Genomic DNA, 18,804 nt, shown 5'->3' with positions numbered 1-18,804 from the left:
CGTGACGGGCGCGATGGAGGCGATGGCATGGCCCTGGTAAAGGCCCGGAAGATCGACGGAGCGAAACCCGTGGCGGCGGAAGGCGACGATGCGCCGGCTTGGTTGGAGGACGCCGACCCGGCGCGGCGCCGCCGGGCCGCCCACGCGCTCGGCGAGCGTCCCGACGCCGTTCCCGCCCTGTCCGCAAGGCTGACGCGCGAGGACGATCCGAGCGTTCGTGAAACCCTCCTCACCGCTCTGGTCCGTATCGGCACGACCGCCGCGGCGGAGGCGCTGGTGCCCCTGCTCGCGAGCGAGGACGTGGGGCTGCGCAACGGAGTGATCGAAAGCCTGCAGCAGATGCCCGCCGCCGTGGCGCTGCCGGAGGTCGCTCCGCTGCTGACGGTCACGGATTCGGATTTGCGCATCTTCGCGGTCCAACTCGTCGGGAAGCTTCCCCATCCGGACCGTCTGGGCCTGTTGGCCGGGGTGATCGACCGCGACCCGCATGTGAATGTCTGCCTCTCCGCGGTGGAGGCGCTGATGGAGTGCGGCGATCCCGCCGCCCTGCCGGTCGTGGAGCGGCTTGGCGCGCGTTTCCCGGACGATCCTTTCGTCGCCTTTTCCGTCGATGCGGCGCGCCGCCTGTTTTCCGGAGCCTGAATGAGCCAGTCTTCGGACAAGGAGGGCGCCGCCGGCCTGAGCGCTGCGGATTACGACGCCTTCTGCCAGTTTCTGCGGGAACGAACCGGCCTGTCCTTCACCGAAGCCAAGCGCTACTTCGTCGACCGCCGCGTGTCGGAGCGGATGGCGGCGGTCGGCGTGGAGCATGTCCGCCAGTATCTGAACCTGCTGCGCTTCCAGGCGTCGGGGGAGGAGTTGCAGCTTCTCGTCAACCGCATGACGGTGAACGAGACCTATTTCTTCCGCGAGATGTACCAGCTCGACTGTCTGGTGAACGCCGCGCTGGACGAGGTGGTGCGTGGGCGCGCGCCGGGCAGCCGTGTGCGCATCTGGTCCGCCGGTTGCGCCACCGGAGAGGAGCCCTATTCCATCGCCATCACGCTGCTGGAGCGGTGGGGCCGGGTGGACGATTTCGAGATCGAACTCTACGCTTCCGACATCGACAGCCAGGTGCTGGCCCGTGCGAGGGAAGGCATTTACGAGGAGCGGTCGCTTCAGACGCTGCCGCGGAATCTCGTCGCCAAATACTTCACCCGGCTGGACGACAAACGCTGGCAGATCATGGAGGAGTTGCGTGACTCCATCGATTTCTCGCTGGTGAACATCGCCGATCCCCAACAGATGGCGAACTTCCGTGGCATGGATGTCATCTTCTGCCGAAATCTGCTGATCTATTTCGACGATCTGGGGCGGCGCGAGGCGGCGTCGATGTTCTACGATGCGCTGTCGCCCTGCGGGTTCATCTGCCTCGGCCATTCGGAGAGCATGAGCCGGATGTCCTCCCTCTTCGTGCCGCGCCGGTTCCCCGACGCCATCCTTTATCAGAAGCCCCAGAGTTAGGGAGGACGCCCGGTGACCGACCGACCAAACCCGCAACCCCGCGTCCTCGTGGTGGACGACGCCGTGACCGTCCGGGCCTACACCCGGCAGGTCCTGGAGGCCGATGGCTTTCTGGTCGACGAGGCGGTGAACGGGATCGACGGTCTGGAGCATGCGCTGGCATCCACGCCGGACCTGCTGATCGTCGACATCAACATGCAGAAGATGGACGGCTACACCATGCTGCGCCGCCTCCGGCAGGACCCGGCCCTGCGGGACGTGCCGGCCATCATGATCAGCACCGAAGCCAAGGACAGCGATCGCGAGAAAGCGCTGCTCGCGGGGGCCAACTGGTATTTCGTCAAGCCGGTGCGCCCCGCCGACCTCACCGCCGCCGCCCGCCTGCTGACCGGCCGGCGTCAGGACGGTGGGCGCCAAGCCGGTGAGCGCCAAGAGGGGGGCGAGGGACGGTCATGAGCGCTCTGTTCGAGCAGTTCGTTCTGGAATCGCGGGACTTGCTGGAAGCGGCGGGCGCCGCGCTGCTGCGGCTGGAGCGCGATCCGGCCGACAAGGCCGCGGTCAACGACCTGTTCCGCGCATTGCACACGCTGAAGGGCGCCACCGCCCTGTTCGACATGGCACCCTTCACCCGCATGGTCCATGCCGGAGAGGACGCCCTGATGGCGATGCGCGACGGACGCGCCACCATGAGCGGCGATCTGGCCGACCGGCTGCTGGAGTTGCTGGACACCGGTGCGGCCTGGGTCGATGAGCTGGAGCACGGCCACTCCCTGCCCGACCACGCCGACGCCCGCGCGCAGGCGCTGGAGGTGGCGCTGCGCGCCGCTCTCGGCGGACCGGCGGAGGCCGCCGACACCAGCATCCCCGCCGGCTTCGCCTGGGTGAACGACCTGCCGGAAACCGACCGGGCGAAGGCCGCGGGGCGCGCGGTCACCGCCATCACCTATGATCCCGCGGAGGAATGCTTCTTCGCTGGCGACGATCCGTTGGACCTGTGCCGCCGCATCCCGGATCTCCTGTTGCTGCGCATCGAGTCCGCCGTGGCGTGGCCGCCGCTGACGGAGCTCGACCCCTACCGCTGCGCCCTGCGCTTCCGCGCTTTGAGCGGTGCGCCGAAGGACCGTTTGACCCACCTGTTCCGCGGCGTTCCCGATCAGGTGTCGCTCGCCACGGTCACGATTCCCGCCCTGGCCGAACCGGCGCCCCTTGCCGCGCCGCCCAGCCTTGCCACAGCCCTGTTGCGGGAACAGGTGCGCATCCTCGGCCTGCCCGGCAGCGACGAGGAAACGGCGGCCCGCCGGGCCGCGGTGCTGCGGGCGGCGCGCAACATCCTCATCGCCGAGGGGCGGGACGTGGAGGGGCTGACGCTGGAGCGGGCCGCCGAAGGTCCGGCGGACACGCTTATGCGTTGCATCGCGTCCCTGGCCGACGGCCCGGCCGTGACGTCGCCGGCGACATCCGCCACAGCGGGACCTCCGGCGCGGCGGACGCTGCGGGTGGACGCGGAACGCATGGACCGGCTGATGGCGCTGGTCAGCGAGTTGGTCGTTGCCAAGGGAAGCCTGCCCTACCTCGTTCGTGAAGCGCAGGAAGGGCGGAGCGCCGACGCGCTGGTCCATGGCATCAAGGAAGCCCACGGCCGCATCGATTCCATCGTGGGCGACCTGCAGGACGCGGTGCTGCGGTTGCGGCTGCTGCCCCTGTCGCGCGTCTTCGACCCGCTGCCCCGACTGGTCCGCGACACCGCGCGGCGGCTCGGCAAGTCGGTCGAACTGCACCTCTCCGGCGGCGAGACAGAGGCCGACAAGGACATTCTCGACATTCTGGGCGAACCGCTGCTCCACCTCGTCCGCAACGCCCTGGACCATGGCGTCGAGACGCCGGAGCGCCGCCGCGCCGCCGGAAAGCCGGAGGTGGCGGCGCTCCGCGTGCGGGCCTTTCAGGACAGTGGCGGCGTGGTGGTGGAGGTTTCCGACGACGGGGCGGGCATCGACGCGGAAGCCGTGCGCCGCAAGGCGGTGGTCCAGGGCGCCATGACTGCGGAGCAGGCGACGGCCTTGTCCGACACGGAGGCGTTGCGTCTGATCTTCCTGCCGGGAGTCAGCACGTCGGAAACCGTATCGGACCTGTCGGGCCGCGGGGTGGGAATGGATGCCGTGCGCGGTGCGGTGGAACAGGCGGGCGGACGGGTCGAGGTCGCCTCGACCCCCGGTGCCGGGACGCGCTTCCGCCTCGTCCTGCCGCTGACCATGATGGTCACGCGGCTGGTGACGGTGGAGACGGCGGGGGCGCTTTACGGCTTTCCGGTCACGCTGGTCACCGGCATGCAGCGCGTTCCCCATGGCGCGATCCGCCGGATGAAGCACGCGGAGAGCGTCGTCGTTCAGGACGCTGTGGTGCCGCTGCTGCGGCTGCGCCGCCTGCTCAACCTGCCTGAGGACGAGCGGGAGCGGAGCGGGGAGGCGGTGCTGCTGATGGATTTCGGCGGGCAACCGATGGCGTTGGTGGTGGACGCGTTTCTGGAGCGCGCCGATGTGGTTCTGAAGCCGATGACCGGGCTGCTCGCCCGGCTGCGCGGCTACGCCGGCACGGCGGTGCTCGGCGACGGGCGCCTTCTGCTCGCCCTCAACCTGCGGGAGCTGGTGTGATGCCCATCCGTTTCGAGGACCGCACCGCCCGTTTCGAAGGCGCCTGCACCGTGGAGGAGGCGATCCCGCTGGCCGAATGGCTGTGCGCCGTGGAGGAGCCCCGGCTGGACCTCGGCGGCTGCACCGTCTTGCACACCGCTTTGTTGCAGGTGCTGCTGGCGGCGGGTCGGCCGATTGCGGTGCCACCGGAAGACGCCTTCCTGAAAGGCTGGGTGACGCCGGTGCTGAGGGGGGCGCGCACAGCTTGACGCCTCTCGCGCAAGGTGCCACATTTTTTCTGGCGTTTTGCGCAAGGAGGCTTCGATGCCCGGTTATGACGTGGCTTTGGCGGATCGCCAGCGATCCTTGACCGCCGTGCTCCTGGGGCTTGATCAGCCGCCAGCCGACGATCTGGCGGTGGTGCGGGTCGTGCGCAACCGCCTGCGCACCCAAGCCATCGGTGCGTTGCAGGCGGCGGGGCTGGATGCCAGGGCGTTGAGCCGGATCATTCCCCGCCGCACGCTGGAGCACCGCCGACAGAAAGGTGAGGCGCTGTCGCTGGAGGAAAGCGAGCGCGCCTACCGGACCGCAAGCATTCTGGCGCTGGCCGAGGCGGTGTTCGGCAACCGCGACAAGGCGCTGTCCTGGCTGAACACGCCCAAGGAGCGGTTCGGCGGAGAGGCTGCGGTGGATCTGATCGATACCGATGTCGGCGCACGGTTGGTCGAGGATGCGCTGATCCAGATCGACGAGGGTTATTTCGCGTGATGCTCTGGCGCATCAGCAACCACGCCGACCTTCAGGGCATCGGCGGGCTGCGCGCACCGGCCCGATGGCACAACCGGGGCCGCCCGGTGGTCTATCTGGCCGAATCCCCGCCGGGCGCGTTGATCGAAATCCTCGTCCATCTCGAAGTTTCGTCCCCGGCCCTTCTGCCGGACCGTTACCGGCTGCTGGGCATTGCCGTAGAGGATGGCGTGGCCGCGCAGCCCTGTCCGCCGCTGCCGTCCGACTGGACCACCCGCAATGAGGTCACGCGGGCCATCGGCGACGCGTGGCTGGCGGACCGGGCTTCGGCCTTGATGCGGGTGCCGAGCGCCATCATGCCGAATGTCCACAACGTGCTGCTCAACCCCTTGCACCCAGACAGCGCGCGGCTCCGGATCATCGAGGTGCTGGACGTCCCGTTCGACCCGCGCCTGTTCCGCTAGCCGCCGAAATTCAGGAAAACAGCTCCATCGTGTCGGGAACCTTGGTGGGAGTCCGCCCGTCCAGGATGGCGCTGACCGCCTCGACGGCGGAAACCAGCGAGGTCTGCGAGAAGGGTTTGGGCAGACAGCCCACCCCATACTCGCGCGTCGGCTCCACCTCCTCGCGGTAGGAGGTGACGAACAGGCAGGGGATGCCCATCGCGGTCATCCGGCGGGCCGCGTCGATGCCGCTGGAACCCTGCGCCAGGTGGATGTCCACAAGGGCCAGATCCGGTTTGACCTCCTGCGCCAGGACCAGCGCCTTTTCACTGGTGGAAGCCGGCCCATGCACCTCGTGCCCGGCGGTTTCCAGGTAGAAGCTCTGCTCCATGGCGATGAGGACCTCGTCCTCGACGAGAAGGATCTTCATCCGTTCCACTCCGCCGCGCTGTTTTCCAGGATGGGTCCGCGCGTTTCCGGCATGGTCAGCGCGATGCGGAAGGAGGTGCCCTGTTCCACCGGCATCAGGGTGACCGTCGCCCCGACCTGACCGGTCAGGCTGGTGATCAAGCGCATGCCGAGGCTGCGTGACCGGCGCATGTCGAACCCGGTGGGAAGGCCGGGCCCCTGGTCGGTCACCGTCAGCGCCAGCAGGTCGCCGGCCCGGTCCAGAGACACCAGGACGTTGGCGGGCGAGGGACCGCGATGCTTGATGGCGTTGGTGATAAGTTCGTTGGCGATCAGCCCCAGCGGTGCCGCCTGATCGATGGGCAGGTCGACGCGCTCGGCCCGCACCTCGATGGAGCCCAGCGTGTCGCCGCCCGACGCGCGGGACAGGTCGGTGCACAGCTCGTTCAGATAGCTGCCGAACTCGATGGTCTGGAATTGCTCGGTCTGGTAGAGCCGGCTGTGCACCCGCGCGATGGCGTCGATGCGGCTGCGGGCGTCCTGGAAATGAACCCGCTCGGCGGCGCCCGGCAGGCTCATCGTCTGGAGCGTCAGCAGGCTGGACACGAGTTGAAGGCTGTTCTTCACCCTGTGGTTCACTTCGCGCAGCAGCGTGGACTTCTGCCCGACCAGCTTGCGCAGCGTCGCTTCCATCGACTTGATCTCGGTCACGTCGATGTGCATCAGGACCGCTCCGCCGAAGGGACCGGCGGCCATCGGTGCCGCAAGACATCGGTACCAGCGCGAGCCGGTGTGGGACAGGCCCGGATATTCGATGGACACGGGCGACCCGCCGCGCAGCAGGCCGCGCAACCCTTCGATCAGCGCGTCGGCATGTTCCGCCCCGCCGCGGGTGGCGGCGCAGGCTTCCAGATAGTCGTCGCCGATGGCCGATCCGTCGCCGAGGAAACCGGCCTGCGCCCCGCTTTCCACCCAGGCCTTGTTGACGAAAATGATGTGTCCGCCATGGTCGAGCACGGCGATGTGCGCAGGCAGCGCGTCCAGAGTGGCCTTGGTCTGCTCGGCCAGCTGCCGCATGGCGAGCGCGTTGGCCTTCAACTCCTCGCGGGTGCGGCGGCGTTCGGTGATGTCACGCAGGACGCCGGTGATGAAGCTCCGCCCCTCCGACTCCCAGCGGGCCAGCGAGACCTCCAGATCGATGCGGGTGCCGTCGCGTTTGCGCCCGATCAGTTCCACCGGGGCGGGGCGCCCGGCCGGGTCGCGCTCCAGCAGGCCGGACCAGTCGGGGGAGCCTTCGGCGAGGAAGAGGCTGACATGCTGGCCGATCAGCTCGTTGGGCGGAAAGCCGAACTGCCGGGCGGCCGCCCCGTTGGCCCACTGCACGACGCCGCGCGTGTCGGTGGTGACAATGGCGTCGGGGGCGGTGTCCACGATGGCGCGGTATCGCGCGTCGCGCTGTTCGCGCAGCACCCGTTCCCGGTTGACCACCGCGGTGACGTCGGTCACCTGGATCAGGCAATAGGACGCGTTGCTGACGACGAAGGGCCGGATGAGCACGTTGTGGACCATCCGCCGCCCGTCGGCGCAGCGCAGCGGAAACAGCACCGGGTTCAGCGTGTGCGAGAGAACGCTCGGAGCCCCGGTTTCCAGCACATCGCGCACCGCGTTGTGCAGCCGCGTGTCGCGCAGGGATGGCAAGGCTTCCACCAGCTCGCGCCCATGGACGTCGGGTTCGGAGGTGCCCGACGCCCTTTCCATCCACCGGTTCCAGAACTGGACGCGCCCGTGGCGGTCCAGCACGACGACGCCGGCGTCCATCGCGTCGAGAAGGCCGTCCAGCCAGGGCATGCGTTTAAACTCGGTCGGTTCCATCGGGCGTTCCGGAGGCGATGCGGTCGATGAATCCATGGATCAGTTCCTTCAGCGACTCCAGAGACGACAGACCCATGAGCAACGCGATGTAGCCGCGAATGCTCCGGCTGCGGATCAGGAAGTCGATGTAGAGGAACATCACCAGCTCGTCGGGGTTGGGCCCGTTGCTTTGGAAAATGCGGTCGCTGTCGCCGCGCAGCACGCTGGGCAGCGAGATGTCTAGATTGTCCTTCAGCGTGTTGGCCATCACGACCAGGCAACCGTTGAGGATGATGTTGCCGATCTCCGCGAGCGCGTCCTGCTCCAGATCGACGATCTCCTCCAGGCTCAGGTCGCTGCCGAGGACGGCGCGGGCCAGTTCCAGGCTGTTGGTCTCGGGAAAGATCAACAGGGCGCGACCGGAAAAGGACCCATCGAAACGCTGCTCCACCGCGACGAGGCTCATTTTCTCGCGCGCGGCCAGGAGGCTGGCGGCATCGTGGCGGCTGACGATCTCGATGGAGGGAACCGACAGCAGGACCTGATCGGCGACCATACGGCTGAGGTGGGTCGCGGCACGGCCCACGCCCATGTTCACCAGTTCGGTCAGTGCGTCGCGCTCAAGGTCGCTCAGATCAACCATGCACCGGCGCTCCCGTTTCCATGGAAGCGCCGTGGCATCGGCGCCCCAGGGCACAGTGCGACAGGAACGCCATCAAAGTCTCCTCCGTCAACGGCATAGGCCGAAATTGGGAGTGGCCGAGGCAATTCAGCAACAAGGTGCCGTCAATCCAACAATTGGTCTCTTCCATTGATCGCACTTCAAAGAATTGGGCGGCCTGTACTGTGATCTGGCGTGACGCTCCGCCGCACCCCTGTCGCGGTTCAGGCCGCCAGCCGACAAACGAGATCCCGGAGGAACCCCTCGCAGGCCGTGACCTGGGCGACGTCGATGTATTCGTTGGGCTGATGCGCCTGATCGATTGAACCAGGGCCGCAGAGCACGGTGGACAGGCCGGCCTGCTGGAACTGCCCGGCCTCCGCCGCGAAGGAGACCATGCCGGTGTCGTTGCGCCCGGTCAGGGCGTGGCAGAGCTGGGCCGCCGGCCCGTTCGGCTCCGGCGCCAGTCCCGGCACGCCGGCGAGCTGCTCGGTGCGGATGTCGCAGTCCGGGCTGATCCGCCGCATGGCGGCGCGCAGCCGCTCGCATTCCGCCTCGAACCGGTCGAGGTAGCGCGTCCAGTCGTCGCCGGGCAGCGGACGGATGTCCCAGACGAAGGAACAGTGGCGGGCGGTGATGTTGGCCGCGGTGCCGCCTTCGATGGTGCCGACCTGCAGCGTGGTGAAAGGTGGGTCGAAGCCGCTGGCGGGATTCGCGGCCGCGGCGTTCTCCGCCGCCATGTCGCCGATGAGGGTGACGAGCCGCGCCGCGGTCATCACGGCGCTGACCCCGCGGTCGATCTGGGACGAATGGACCTCGTGCCCGGTGATCGTGGTGCGCAGCACGTAGCATCCCTTGTGGGCCAGCACGACTCCCATCGAGGTCGGCTCGCCGACGATGACGGCGCTGGGGCGCGGCAACTCATCGGCGATGCGGGCGATCATGGCCGGGGCGCCGATGCAGCCGACCTCCTCGTCGTAGGACAGCGCCAGATGCAGCGGCCGCTTCAGCCCGGCCTCCAGGATGTCCGGCAGCAGGGCAAGCGCCACCGCGGGGAAGCTCTTCATGTCGGCGGTGCCGCGCCCATAGAGGCGCCCGTCGCGTTCGACCAGGGTGAAGGGATCGGTGTCCCAGGGTTGCCCGTCCACCGGGACGACGTCCGTGTGCGCCGACAGCACCACGCCGCCTTCGGTCATCGGACCGATGGTCGCGAACAGGTTCGCCTTGGCGCCGTCCGGGCTGGGGACCAGCCGGCTCTCGACGCCGTACCCGGCGAGATAGTCCCGAACCCAATCGATCAGCGCCATGTTGGAACGGCGGGAAACCGTGTCGAAGCCGACCAAGCGGGCGATCATCGCCTTGGAGACGTCTTGCACCCTTACGATCCATTCTGCGGGCCATTCTGCGGGACGACGCCGCTGACACCGCGCTTGTGATAACCTTGAGCAGCTAGACACTGGCCCTTGCATCCTACGATGTCAAACGAGTCGTCCGGATTACGTGGGCATGACGGCCAAAGGCAAACACCGGTTGAACCGACGTCCCGCATTCGGGGTGCCGTCCAACCGGTCGTAAAGCGGAGTCGCTCGGACCGGAGCGCCGCCGGGCGAAAGGTGGGGGCGGTCAGGCCGCCGACCAGACCTTTTCGGTCAGGATGGTGCGCACCAGCGTCAGCGCGCTCTCGGCGCTCTCGCGTCCGTCGAGCTTTGCCGCCACGGCTTCGATCTGGGCCGGCGGGATGGTGGAGCGCAGGCGGCGCACCGTATCGGTCAGGTGCTTCTTGGCGAAGCGCGCTTGGTTCCCGCGCTCCGACAGCTCCTGGAAGGCCAGCCGCCGGCTGGTCGCGTCGCGCCCGGCGCTGGCCGCCGTCGCCCGCTCGGCCGCTGCGGCAAGCTCGTTGGAGGATTGGAGATAATTGCTGATGGCTTCGGTCAGGATACGGTTGGCTTGAAGCAAGGGATCAAGGGACATGCGCTGAACTCTTTGCCTTCCGTGACGGCTCTGGGCCGCAAACGGCCCCCTGCCAAGACGTTTCATCCAAAGTTAATTGGGCCGGCCCGCCCGCTTCAACCCGGCGAAGGGTTCTATGCGGACCGCATGCCGGGCAACGCCGACACCGGTTGGGCGCAGCCGACGCATGGTCTATCACCGCCCGCTGTCTGTCGAGGCTGGGCAAGCAATGGGCCTATGAATTTCCTATGAACTAAGGCACGCTTTCTTTGCGTACGTTTATCGTCACATAAACCGGGCACTAAAACGGGAACCCACGGGCGCAGGACGCCGTTTTCCTCGAGCGTCGATGTTTCTGCGGCCAAGCCCACTTGGACCAAAGCCCACTTGGAGACGGAAGAATGCAAGGCGATCGTGAGGACCGCATCCGCCACCGCGCCTATGAGATCTGGGAGCGCGACGGGCGACCGGAGGGACGGGGGGAAGAGCATTGGGCGCAGGCCTGCGCCGAGATCGAAGCCGAGGACCGGACGGCCGCCACGGCGGAGCCGGTCGCCATGGTCGCGGCCGTCAAGGACGCCGCCGCGGGCGTCGTCAAGAAGGCGGTGCGCCGGACCAAGACGGCGGCGACCGAACTGCTGGGCGTCGGCCTGAACGCCGTGGTCGATGTGGTCGAGGAGGCCGTCGCGCCCAAGAAGCCGCGCGGCCGCAAGGCCAAGGCCGAGCCGGCCGCCGCAAACGAATCCTCAGCCGAAACCCCGGTCGCGGTTCCGGTCCCGGCGGCCCCGAAGGTGGCGAAGCCGCCCCGCGCCAAGGCCGTGAAAGCGGAAGCCGTGAAGGCGGAAGCGGTGAAGCCGGTCGCTCCGCGCGGCCGCCGCAAGCCGGCCGCGTCGGACACCGAACCGGCCCATTGATCCGCACCGGCCCTGCGCGTTCCTACACACAGGGACGGATGTAGGGCCGGTTCGCCTCCCACAGCTCGTCCAGAATCTTCACGGCGGCGTCGGTGGAGTTCACCACCGGGTCGATCAGCAGGGCCTGGAGCGCCAAGTCCTTCGAGGCGTGGACCGCCGCCTCGACGGACAATTGCTGCACGCTCGCCTGGACGTGCAGCAGCTTGGCGATCGGGTCGGGCAGAGGGCCGAGCGAAACCGGGTGGACGCCCGCCGCGTCGGCCAGCAGCGGCACCTCCACCGCCAGATCGGGCGGCAGGTTGGGGATGGCGCCCTGGTTGTAGACGATCCCCGATTCGATGAAGCGCTTCTGGTTGTGCAGCACCCCTGCGATGACCTGCACCGCCCGCTCGCCCCAGGATGGCTGCGTCCAGTCGTCCGGCACCGGGGTCGTCCCGGCGATGGCCCCGTCCATCAGCGCATTGAGGATGCCGCGCCCGCGCTCGTCCTCCGCGAAGTCGAAGCCATGCTCCCCGCCTTCCCAGCCGTAGGGCAGATATTCGCCCATATGGTCGTCGCTGCAGGTCGGCCACAGGCCGAAGCTGTTGAACAGACGGCGGGTCAGCGGTGTGAAGGCCGGATCGTGGGTCTTTTCCTTCTCGCGCAGCAGCGGATAGAGGTCGCGTCCGCTCGCCTTGTCGCGGATGTGCATCAGCCACTGGAAGTGGTTCAGCCCGGCGCCCCAGACCTCGACGTCCTTCTCGGCCATGCCGAGGATCTGGCAGATGAACCAGCGGGCGAGGAAGATGCCGTGGCACAGCCCCAGCGTCTTGACCTTCGTGTATTTGCCGAGGCCGAGGACGACGCGGCTTTCCGGGTTCGACAGGTTGATGAACTGGGCGTCCGGGCACAGTTCCTCGATGTCGCGGGCGAAGTCGAAGATCAGGGGCAGGGTGCGCAGCGTGAAGAACAGGCCGCCGGGGCCGCCGTTCTCGCCCAGCGTGTGGCGGATGCCGTGCTTCTTCGGCACTTCGAAATCGAGCTTCCACAGGCGGTTGCGGTCGATGGCGACGGAGTTGACGACGAATTCCGCGCCTTGCAGGGCGGCGCGGCGGTCGGTGGTCTGTTCGATGATCAGTCCGGCGTCGCCCTTGGCGTTCAGCAGCCGGGCGAGCGCCGTCATGCGGTCGAGCGCCGCCGGATTCGTGTCCACCAGCGTCAGGGTGCTGCCCGCCAGCTCCTTCGTGGTGAAGAGGTCGCGGTACATGCTCAGCCCGAAAGCCGCGCTGCCGGCGCCCAGGAAAACGATCTTGGTGGTTTTGGGAGTGGTAAGGGCCATGGGATGCCTCCCGCCGGCGGGAATGATGCTGTGCTGATTTGTCAGAGCAGCCGCCTTTGGTGAAGCATACACTTGTTAAGACGAAGAGACTATACCTGACGGTCGGAATAAGCGTGGTCGTCTCTTCGCTTGCGCAACATGGCGCTTCGCGCTCGCAACAGTGCGCCCGCAGCATGATCACTTCAAAGGAGGCCCCGTCATGGCACTCTTCACCTTTCCCAAGGACTTCCTGTGGGGGGCGTCCACCGCGGCCTATCAGATCGAGGGCGCGATTCACGAGGATGGGCGCGGCCCCTGCGTGTGGGACACCTTCACCGGCGCCGGGCGCATCCAGGACGGCAGCAGCGCCGCTGTCGCCTGCGATCATTACCACCGCTGGGCGGAGGATATCGCCCTGATCAAGGGCGCGGGTTTCAATGCCTACCGCTTCTCCATCGCCTGGCCGCGCATCCTGCCGAGCGGGACGGGGGCGGTGAACGCGGCTGGGCTCGACTTCTACGACCGGCTGGTGGACGGGCTGCTGGCGGCTGGAATCCGGCCCATGGCCTGCCTGTACCATTGGGACCTGCCGCAGCCCTTGGAAGACCGAGGGGGTTGGCAGGGCAGGGAGATCGTCGGGCCCTTCGCCGACTACGCCCGCATCGTCGCCGCCCGACTGGCCGACCGGGTGAAGGACTGGATGATGCTGAACGAGCCGAACGTGGTCGCCACCCACGGCTACGGCACGGGAGAGCACGCGCCCGGCCACAGGCTGGGCGAGACCGGCATCCTGCGCGCGCTGCACCACCAGAATCTGGCGCAAGGGGCGGCGCTCCGCGCCCTATCGGCGGAACATGCGGGACTGACTCTCGGCACCGTCATCAACCTCCAGCCCTGCCGGGCCGAGAGCGACCGGCCGGAGGACGTTGCGGCGGCGGCCCGCTGGGATGCGGTGTGGAACCGGGTGGCTCTGGACGGCGTGATGCGCGGCAGAATCCCGGATTTGATGGCGGAGCGGATGAAGGATTTCGTGCTGCCCGGCGACGAGGAGGCGATCCGCTTCCCCATCGACCTGCTGGGCATCAACTATTATTCGCGCATGACCATGAAGCACGAGACGGGGCATCCGTTCGACGTGTGGTGGGGCGACGCCCATTGCGACCGCTGGACCGCCATGGCTTGGCCCGTGCAGCCCGACGGGCTCTACGATCTGCTGATGGAATTCAAGCGCGACTACGGCAACCCCGCCGTCTTCATCGCTGAGAACGGTGCGGCCTATGACGACGTGGTGACGCCGGGTGGGCAGGTGCACGATGCGGAGCGCGTGGCCTTCCTGCGCGACCATGTGGCGTCCGTCGGGCGGGCTCTGGCCGATGGCTGCAACGTGAAGGGCTATCTGTGCTGGAGCCTGCTGGACAATTTCGAATGGGCCTTCGGCCTGTCGAAGCGGTTCGGCATCGTCCGCGTCGATTACGACACGCTGGTCCGCACGCCCAAGGACAGCTACCGCTTCATGAGTGAGGTGGCGAAGAGCGGACGGCTTGATTTCGTTTGAATGACGTGGGGCAGGCTGTGCGGGAGCTTGTTCCGTCAGCCTGTTCTTCTTCCCGCAAGTGAAGATTCAAAGGCATTGATTATTCACGATCTAATCATTAGAAGTGGAAGTACTTTTTATTAATTTGTTATTCATGATGTTTGCTGTAAACAGACCGGTATCAAACGCCATGCGTTCAGGATAACCGGAGGAAGCCATGGGAATTTCCGACGTTTCGGCATCCTTGTTCCAGGCCGCCTCCGCGGCCTCCGTCCCGGCGAAACCCGCCGCTGCGAAGGCCGGCGCCACGGACGGGACGGCACCGGCCGCCTCCTCCAAGACCGACAAGGTCGATCTCAGCGATCTGGCTTCGGCGCTCAAGGGCGACGCGCTCGACCTGTTCACGAACCTGTCGGCGGATGACCGGACGTCGCTGGGCAAGCTGGTTTCCAGCGGGGCGCTGTCGGCGGACGAACTCAACGACGCGCTGTCGTCCGCCCTGAAATCAGAGCGCAAGAAGGCGTTCTGGCAGTCCGCGAAGGAAGACGCCGACGCCGGACGCTCCCCTGACGGAGTGGCGCGGCAGCAGAAAATGCAGGGGATCTCGGATCGCATGTTGACCGAGATGGAAACCCGGCGCGCGGCCATGTTCGCGTCGGGCATGAGCGCCGAGGATCGGATGGCTGCGACGGTTCAGTTGAACGAAGAGATGAAGGCGTTGCAGAACACCTGGGACCAATTGGCTGGGATCGGGAAACCAATGACGGCCTACACGCTCAAGGGAGGCGATGAGCGCTTCTTTGCGACGTCCAAGGAGCAGGCAGCGGGGCAGAAACTTGCGGATATGGGTTTCCAGTCCGGCTCTTTCGACAAGGTGCTCTCGACGCTTGCCAAGGGATTTGCTCAGAAATATGTGTCCGAAGAAGGCAAGAGAGAGATCACGATAGGACCCGCAGTCAAATAGTTTTCAGAATTCCTGTCGTCGATTTGACCTCACGTTTCAACGTCCGTCTTTGGAGCGGTCGCGGACCATTCCATCCCGCCTCCGAATTGTCACATCGGGGGCAAGCGGAAGCGGTGCTATCGACAGCGCAGCGTCACAACTGCGTCCACCCATGCATTCCGTTGGAACTCACATCGCTTCAGGGTCCGGTGACGCCGAACACGTCCGCGCGGCCATCGTCGTGCCGACCTACAAGCATTCGGGCCTGCTTGTGGAGGCATTGTCCACCGCGCTCGCCCAGGATACGGACTTCGCCTACGCCGTGGTGGTGGTCAACGACGGCTGTCCCTTTCCGGAAACGGAACGGGTGTGCCGGGAGTTCGCCGCGGCCCATCCGGGGCGGCTCTATCACCTCCACAAGCGCAACGCCGGGCTGAGCGCCGCGCGCAACAGCGGGATCGCCTTCGCGCTCGACGCCTTCCCGGCGCTGGAAGCGGTCTACTTCCTCGATTCCGACAACCGCATCCGGCCCCATCTGCTGCAACGGATGCTGGACGCGCTGCGGGCGGCGGGACCGAGGGTCGGCTGGGCCTACCCGGACGTCGACAAGTTCGGCTTCTTCGAATTCTGCGACATGTCCGGCGCCTATTCGCCGCTGGAACATCTGTTCCGCAACGTCAGCGAGGCGGGCAGCATGGCGTCGCGCCGCCTGCTGGACAGCGGCGTGCGCTTCGACGAGGCGATGCGTCAGGGCAGCGAGGATTGGGAGTTCTGGCTGCAAGGGCTGGAGCGCGGCTTCCACGGCGTCCATGTGCCGGGCACCGGCTTCGGCTACCGCCGCCGCGGCGAGAGCATGCTGACCGAATCGGAGCGCGACTACCGCCCCATCCTGACCCACATCCAGAAGCGCCACCCCGCGCTGTTCGCGGTCCGGGCCGTGCTGCGGGCGGAGGCTGCGGTCGGTCGGCGCTACGCCGTTTATCTGCCCGACCTTGCCGTTGTCCGCTGCGTCACCGACCCCGGGGTGGGGGAGGAGGACCTGCCGCTCGCCGACTTCGTGCGCCGCGTTCTGCGCGCGCCGGAGCGGCCCGGCTATGGGGAATGCCCCAGCCTGCTGGCGGTCATGGACTCCGGCCTTTACGAATTGCTCACGCGCTATGGCCTGCTGCGCGGCGCCTTGTGGGTCCTGGAACGCACAGCGGGGCAGGCGACCCTGGTGCGCGTCGCGACGACGGCGCGAGCGGCGGAAAGCGGTTGTGCGCTGTCCTGGTCCGGCACGGCTGTGGGGTTGCAGGCGGACGGGCCTTTCCCGCTGCCGGATGACGGGGCGGACATGGCGATGCTGCCCACCACGGTCCTGCTCGACCTCGTTCGGCGCCAGCCGGCGGGCATCCCCTTGCTGGAGCGGGAATCTTGGAAGCCCTGCGCCGAAGCCCGGCTGAGCCTCACCCTGGCGCTGCCCGGAGCGCTGCAACCGCGGGCCGACGCCGATTCCGCCCTGTCCGCGCTGCGCGAGGCGATGGCCGAGGCATGGTCGCGGCCGTCCAACGGCGGCTGGGCGGCAGCGCCCATCGACCGTTACCGCGCCGGGGTCGCCACGCCGGAGGATGTCTATCAAACGGTGCACCGGCTGCCGTCGGTGCTGCCGATGCTTCCCCCCACGGGGAACCGGCGACTGGCGGCGCTGGTGGCCGATCCGGCCGACGCGAGGGGACTGGAAACCGCCGCCCGCCTGGCCCGCTGGCTGGCCGGGAAGGGCTATGACGCGCATCTGGTGGCGCTGGGCCGCGGGGATCTGACGCTGGCTGCGGAGGTGGTGGAGGCTTTCGCGTCGGTCATTCCGCACCCCCTGCCGCTGGTGCTTCCCGAACGCCCGCTGACCCGTAGCGACGCCTATCTGGGCACCCCGCTGCGTCCCTTGGACAGGACGGAGGAGGATTGGGCGGTCGGCACGCTGGCCGTCTTCGATCTGGTCGTGACGGTGCGGCACGGTGCAGCACACCCGCTGATGGGGCGGTTGCGCGCGCTGGGCGTGACGGGCTGGGCGGTCCTGGGGACATCCGCAGTTCCGGACGCGCCGTCCCTGGCCGACGCCGTCAACGGCTGCGCCGCGTTCGAGCACGCTTATCAGACCGTCGTGCCCCTCGACGCCCAGACCTTCCGCCTGTGCCAGGGACTGGGATTCCCACCGGACAAGCTGCGGCGCTGGGAGGATGCGACGGAACCGGACGTCGATCCCGATTGGGCCGCCTGTGCGCCCCTGTCCCTCTGTCTTCCCGAACCATCCGCGGCCGCCTGAGAAGGGTGTCATCAACATGAAGCTCTCCACCCCCGCGGCCCAGTTCGCCTCCCTCTACGACGGCACGCCGAAGCTCATCGCCGTTGGCGCCGGCACCGACCTGGAAGCGGGCACCGTTCCCCTTCGCCTGCTGCGGCTGGTCCGTCACGACGGCGGCTATCTGCTGCTTTCGGGGGACTCCAAGCCGGAGGAGGGCGAGGCGTTGCGGCCCCTGGCCATTCCGCCCGCCGCCGTCCGCGCGCTGTGGTCCTGCGACGAGGCGGCGCGGCGGGACGCCGAGCGGCTGCTCGGCTGGTGGGAGGAGGCCGGCGGTCCGGACAGCGCGCCGCCGCAGGTGACGGGCGACCCTTCCACGCTGCTGCATGGCCTGTTGGCGCAGGCCTTTGCGGAGATCGACGGGCTGCACCGCCGCAACGCCGGGCTACAGCGGACCCTGTCCACCCTGCGGGAGGAGTGGGGCCGCTCCGCCCGCCTGCCGCCGGAGGCGGTGGAACTTCTGGACGCCCTGCGCCTCAGCCCGCCGCGGCTGGTCTTCGCCTCGCCGCGCCCGGTGGGAGCGCTGTCGGTGCCATTGCGCCATGGGCGGAATCCCGCGGGGGCGGCTGAGATCGTGCAGCGCCTGCCGGCGGGCGCGCGGGGGCTGGCGGGACTCGATCTGCATCTGGACCGGGCGCCGAGGGGAAGCGGCGTGCTCGCCGTTGCCCTGACCGGAGTGGAGACCGGCGAGACCCTTGCGGAATGGGCGGTGTCCTTCGGCGATCTGCGATCCGGTTGGCTGCCGCTGCGCCTGTCCGCCGCCTCCACCCGGATGGATCGTCTTCTCGACCTGCGGATCGGCGCCATCGGGGTGGTGACGGAGGCGCCGCGCCTGTCGCTGGCCCAGGCCGGTCTGCTCGACGAGTACACCGTCGCGCCGCCGGCGCGCGCCATCGGGCAGCCGGCCATGCTGGCGCTGCGTCTGTGGGGTGGGCTGCCGGGGCTGGAGTATGGCCCGGCGACGCATCCGGCGCCGCGTCCGGTGCCCGATCGCATGGTCTGGCCACTGACCGAGCCGGTGCTGGCGCAACTGCGCAAGGGCCGCGACTTCGAGGCGACCTTCCCCTGGTTCGGCCTGCTGCGCGGCGGGCGCGTCCTGCTGCATCCGCTCCACGGCGTCGTCACGGCGGCCCACATCCCGCTGGACGAGGTTCCGGGCGCCGTGGCCGTGCGGGCGCGGGCGGTGATCGACGATCCGCGCTGCCGCAGCGCCATCGCCTGCAAGCTGGTCGCCGCCCCGCCGTCGCTGACAGTGGACGAGGCGGAGCGGGAAGAGGGCGTCCTCGCCTCCAGCGGCTGGATGGTGCTGGAGGAGCCGCGCCGCCCGCTCGACCTGTCGGCGGTGCTGGCGACGCCGTGGTCGGGGCCAATGACGCTTCACCTCTTCACCGACATCCCGGATCGCGGGCACGGCCTGTACGGACGCACGATCTTTTTCGATTTCGAGCTGGAGATCGACGCCCGAACGGCCTGGGCCCACCCGCCCGCTCTGCCGGTGTCGGAGGAAATCGCGGCAATGCCGTGACAAGCTATGACTTTGTGGCAGCGCACCAATCCTTTGGTGCACTGCGGGGCAAGCTGTTGGTAATAA

At 68.0% G+C, this 18,804-nt stretch carries 18 protein-coding genes; 12 read left to right on the top strand and 6 right to left on the bottom strand.

The window, feature by feature from the left end:
• The first annotated feature begins 27 nt into the window (after nt 1-27).
• The 7 genes from GBZ26_RS01290 to GBZ26_RS01260 are packed head-to-tail and all read left to right on the top strand — an operon-like array spanning nt 28 to nt 5,341.
• On the top strand, nt 28-642 hold the full coding sequence (locus GBZ26_RS01290) for a HEAT repeat domain-containing protein (protein WP_174437246.1): 615 nt from the start codon (nt 28-30) through the stop codon (nt 640-642).
• Nucleotides 643-1,503 carry a CheR family methyltransferase gene (locus GBZ26_RS01285; RefSeq protein WP_174437245.1) on the top strand — a complete coding sequence of 287 codons (861 nt, stop codon included), beginning with the start codon at nt 643-645 and terminating at the stop codon, nt 1,501-1,503.
• Between the two features lie 12 nt (nt 1,504-1,515).
• On the top strand, nt 1,516-1,959 hold the full coding sequence (locus tag GBZ26_RS01280) for a response regulator (protein ID WP_174437244.1): 444 nt from the start codon (nt 1,516-1,518) through the stop codon (nt 1,957-1,959).
• Nucleotides 1,956-4,151 (top strand): chemotaxis protein CheA, encoded by a 2,196-nt coding sequence (locus tag GBZ26_RS01275; RefSeq protein ID WP_174437243.1) that lies wholly within the window; start codon nt 1,956-1,958, stop codon nt 4,149-4,151. The genes GBZ26_RS01280 and GBZ26_RS01275 overlap by 4 nt, the downstream gene beginning before the upstream one ends.
• Nucleotides 4,151-4,399 (top strand): hypothetical protein, encoded by a 249-nt coding sequence (locus tag GBZ26_RS01270; RefSeq protein ID WP_174437242.1) that lies wholly within the window; start codon nt 4,151-4,153, stop codon nt 4,397-4,399. The genes GBZ26_RS01275 and GBZ26_RS01270 overlap by 1 nt, the downstream gene beginning before the upstream one ends.
• A 55-nt stretch (nt 4,400-4,454) precedes the next feature.
• Nucleotides 4,455-4,898: a type II RES/Xre toxin-antitoxin system antitoxin gene (parS, locus tag GBZ26_RS01265; RefSeq protein ID WP_174437241.1), complete on the top strand. Its 444-nt coding sequence runs from the start codon at nt 4,455-4,457 to the stop codon at nt 4,896-4,898.
• On the top strand, nt 4,898-5,341 hold the full coding sequence (locus GBZ26_RS01260; protein WP_174437240.1) for an RES family NAD+ phosphorylase: 444 nt from the start codon (nt 4,898-4,900) through the stop codon (nt 5,339-5,341). The genes parS and GBZ26_RS01260 overlap by 1 nt, the downstream gene beginning before the upstream one ends.
• Before the next feature lie 10 nt (nt 5,342-5,351).
• On the opposite strand, the gene GBZ26_RS01255 is transcribed toward GBZ26_RS01260, so the two are convergent.
• The 5 genes from GBZ26_RS01255 to GBZ26_RS01235 form a co-directional block, all read right to left on the bottom strand.
• The gene (locus GBZ26_RS01255; RefSeq protein WP_174437239.1) at nt 5,352-5,750 is read right to left on the bottom strand and encodes a response regulator; all 399 of its coding nucleotides are present in this window, start codon (nt 5,748-5,750) and stop codon (nt 5,352-5,354) included.
• Nucleotides 5,747-7,636, bottom strand: a complete 1,890-nt coding sequence (locus GBZ26_RS01250) for a sensor histidine kinase (RefSeq protein ID WP_246654065.1) — start codon at nt 7,634-7,636, stop codon at nt 5,747-5,749. Before GBZ26_RS01250 ends, GBZ26_RS01255 begins: the two co-directional genes overlap by 4 nt.
• Nucleotides 7,581-8,222, bottom strand: a complete 642-nt coding sequence (locus tag GBZ26_RS01245) for a chemotaxis protein CheC (RefSeq protein ID WP_174437238.1) — start codon at nt 8,220-8,222, stop codon at nt 7,581-7,583. The genes GBZ26_RS01250 and GBZ26_RS01245 overlap by 56 nt, the downstream gene beginning before the upstream one ends.
• A 242-nt stretch (nt 8,223-8,464) precedes the next feature.
• Nucleotides 8,465-9,616, bottom strand: coding sequence for an acetylornithine deacetylase (gene argE, locus GBZ26_RS01240; RefSeq protein WP_222070416.1), 1,152 nt, complete (start codon nt 9,614-9,616; stop codon nt 8,465-8,467).
• 247 nt (nt 9,617-9,863) lie between these two features.
• Nucleotides 9,864-10,211 (bottom strand): hypothetical protein, encoded by a 348-nt coding sequence (locus GBZ26_RS01235; protein WP_174437237.1) that lies wholly within the window; start codon nt 10,209-10,211, stop codon nt 9,864-9,866.
• A 380-nt stretch (nt 10,212-10,591) separates the two neighbouring features.
• On the opposite strand from GBZ26_RS01235, the gene GBZ26_RS01230 reads away from it, so the two are divergent.
• A complete protein-coding gene (locus GBZ26_RS01230) occupies nt 10,592-11,104 on the top strand; it encodes a DUF2934 domain-containing protein (RefSeq protein WP_174437236.1) in 513 nt (170 codons plus the stop codon).
• A 22-nt stretch (nt 11,105-11,126) separates the two neighbouring features.
• Here the strand turns inward: GBZ26_RS01230 and GBZ26_RS01225 are convergent, their stop codons facing one another.
• The gene (locus GBZ26_RS01225; RefSeq protein WP_174437235.1) at nt 11,127-12,422 is read right to left on the bottom strand and encodes a family 4 glycosyl hydrolase; all 1,296 of its coding nucleotides are present in this window, start codon (nt 12,420-12,422) and stop codon (nt 11,127-11,129) included.
• A 199-nt stretch (nt 12,423-12,621) separates the two neighbouring features.
• Between GBZ26_RS01225 and GBZ26_RS01220 the strand changes: the two genes are divergently transcribed.
• The 4 genes from GBZ26_RS01220 to GBZ26_RS01205 all read left to right on the top strand — a co-directional run bounded on the left by GBZ26_RS01220 (nt 12,622) and on the right by GBZ26_RS01205 (nt 18,738).
• On the top strand, nt 12,622-13,956 hold the full coding sequence (locus tag GBZ26_RS01220) for a GH1 family beta-glucosidase (RefSeq protein ID WP_174437234.1): 1,335 nt from the start codon (nt 12,622-12,624) through the stop codon (nt 13,954-13,956).
• A gap of 196 nt (nt 13,957-14,152) precedes the next feature.
• A complete protein-coding gene (locus GBZ26_RS01215; protein WP_174437233.1) occupies nt 14,153-14,899 on the top strand; it encodes a hypothetical protein in 747 nt (248 codons plus the stop codon).
• Nucleotides 14,900-15,119: 220 nt separating this feature from the next.
• A complete protein-coding gene (locus GBZ26_RS01210) occupies nt 15,120-17,177 on the top strand; it encodes a glycosyltransferase (RefSeq protein ID WP_174437232.1) in 2,058 nt (685 codons plus the stop codon).
• 16 nt (nt 17,178-17,193) lie between these two features.
• Nucleotides 17,194-18,738, top strand: coding sequence for a DUF6212 domain-containing protein (locus GBZ26_RS01205; RefSeq protein ID WP_174437231.1), 1,545 nt, complete (start codon nt 17,194-17,196; stop codon nt 18,736-18,738).
• The last annotated feature ends 66 nt before the right edge of the window (nt 18,739-18,804 follow it).

The sequence above is a fragment of the Azospirillum formosense genome (assembly GCF_013340925.1).
GTDB lineage: Bacteria > Pseudomonadota > Alphaproteobacteria > Azospirillales > Azospirillaceae > Azospirillum > Azospirillum formosense.
The sequence above is the reverse complement of the archived record's forward strand: the minus strand, read 5'-3'. Positions and strand labels throughout refer to the sequence as shown.

What these genes read in the sequence shown, in the direction of transcription:
- GBZ26_RS01290 (WP_174437246.1), top strand. Translation starts at nt 28, where the DNA reads ATGGCCCTGGTAAAGGCCCGGAAGATCGACGGAGCGAAACCCGTGGCG.
- GBZ26_RS01285 (WP_174437245.1), top strand. Translation starts at nt 643, where the DNA reads ATGAGCCAGTCTTCGGACAAGGAGGGCGCCGCCGGCCTGAGCGCTGCG.
- GBZ26_RS01275 (WP_174437243.1), top strand. Translation starts at nt 1,956, where the DNA reads ATGAGCGCTCTGTTCGAGCAGTTCGTTCTGGAATCGCGGGACTTGCTG.
- GBZ26_RS01270 (WP_174437242.1), top strand. Translation starts at nt 4,151, where the DNA reads ATGCCCATCCGTTTCGAGGACCGCACCGCCCGTTTCGAAGGCGCCTGC.
- parS (WP_174437241.1), top strand. Translation starts at nt 4,455, where the DNA reads ATGCCCGGTTATGACGTGGCTTTGGCGGATCGCCAGCGATCCTTGACC.
- GBZ26_RS01260 (WP_174437240.1), top strand. Translation starts at nt 4,898, where the DNA reads ATGCTCTGGCGCATCAGCAACCACGCCGACCTTCAGGGCATCGGCGGG.
- GBZ26_RS01255 (WP_174437239.1), bottom strand. Translation starts at nt 5,750, where the DNA reads ATGAAGATCCTTCTCGTCGAGGACGAGGTCCTCATCGCCATGGAGCAG.
- GBZ26_RS01250 (WP_246654065.1), bottom strand. Translation starts at nt 7,636, where the DNA reads ATGGATTCATCGACCGCATCGCCTCCGGAACGCCCGATGGAACCGACC.
- GBZ26_RS01245 (WP_174437238.1), bottom strand. Translation starts at nt 8,222, where the DNA reads ATGGTTGATCTGAGCGACCTTGAGCGCGACGCACTGACCGAACTGGTG.
- GBZ26_RS01235 (WP_174437237.1), bottom strand. Translation starts at nt 10,211, where the DNA reads ATGTCCCTTGATCCCTTGCTTCAAGCCAACCGTATCCTGACCGAAGCC.
- GBZ26_RS01230 (WP_174437236.1), top strand. Translation starts at nt 10,592, where the DNA reads ATGCAAGGCGATCGTGAGGACCGCATCCGCCACCGCGCCTATGAGATC.
- GBZ26_RS01225 (WP_174437235.1), bottom strand. Translation starts at nt 12,422, where the DNA reads ATGGCCCTTACCACTCCCAAAACCACCAAGATCGTTTTCCTGGGCGCC.
- GBZ26_RS01220 (WP_174437234.1), top strand. Translation starts at nt 12,622, where the DNA reads ATGGCACTCTTCACCTTTCCCAAGGACTTCCTGTGGGGGGCGTCCACC.
- GBZ26_RS01215 (WP_174437233.1), top strand. Translation starts at nt 14,153, where the DNA reads ATGGGAATTTCCGACGTTTCGGCATCCTTGTTCCAGGCCGCCTCCGCG.
- GBZ26_RS01205 (WP_174437231.1), top strand. Translation starts at nt 17,194, where the DNA reads ATGAAGCTCTCCACCCCCGCGGCCCAGTTCGCCTCCCTCTACGACGGC.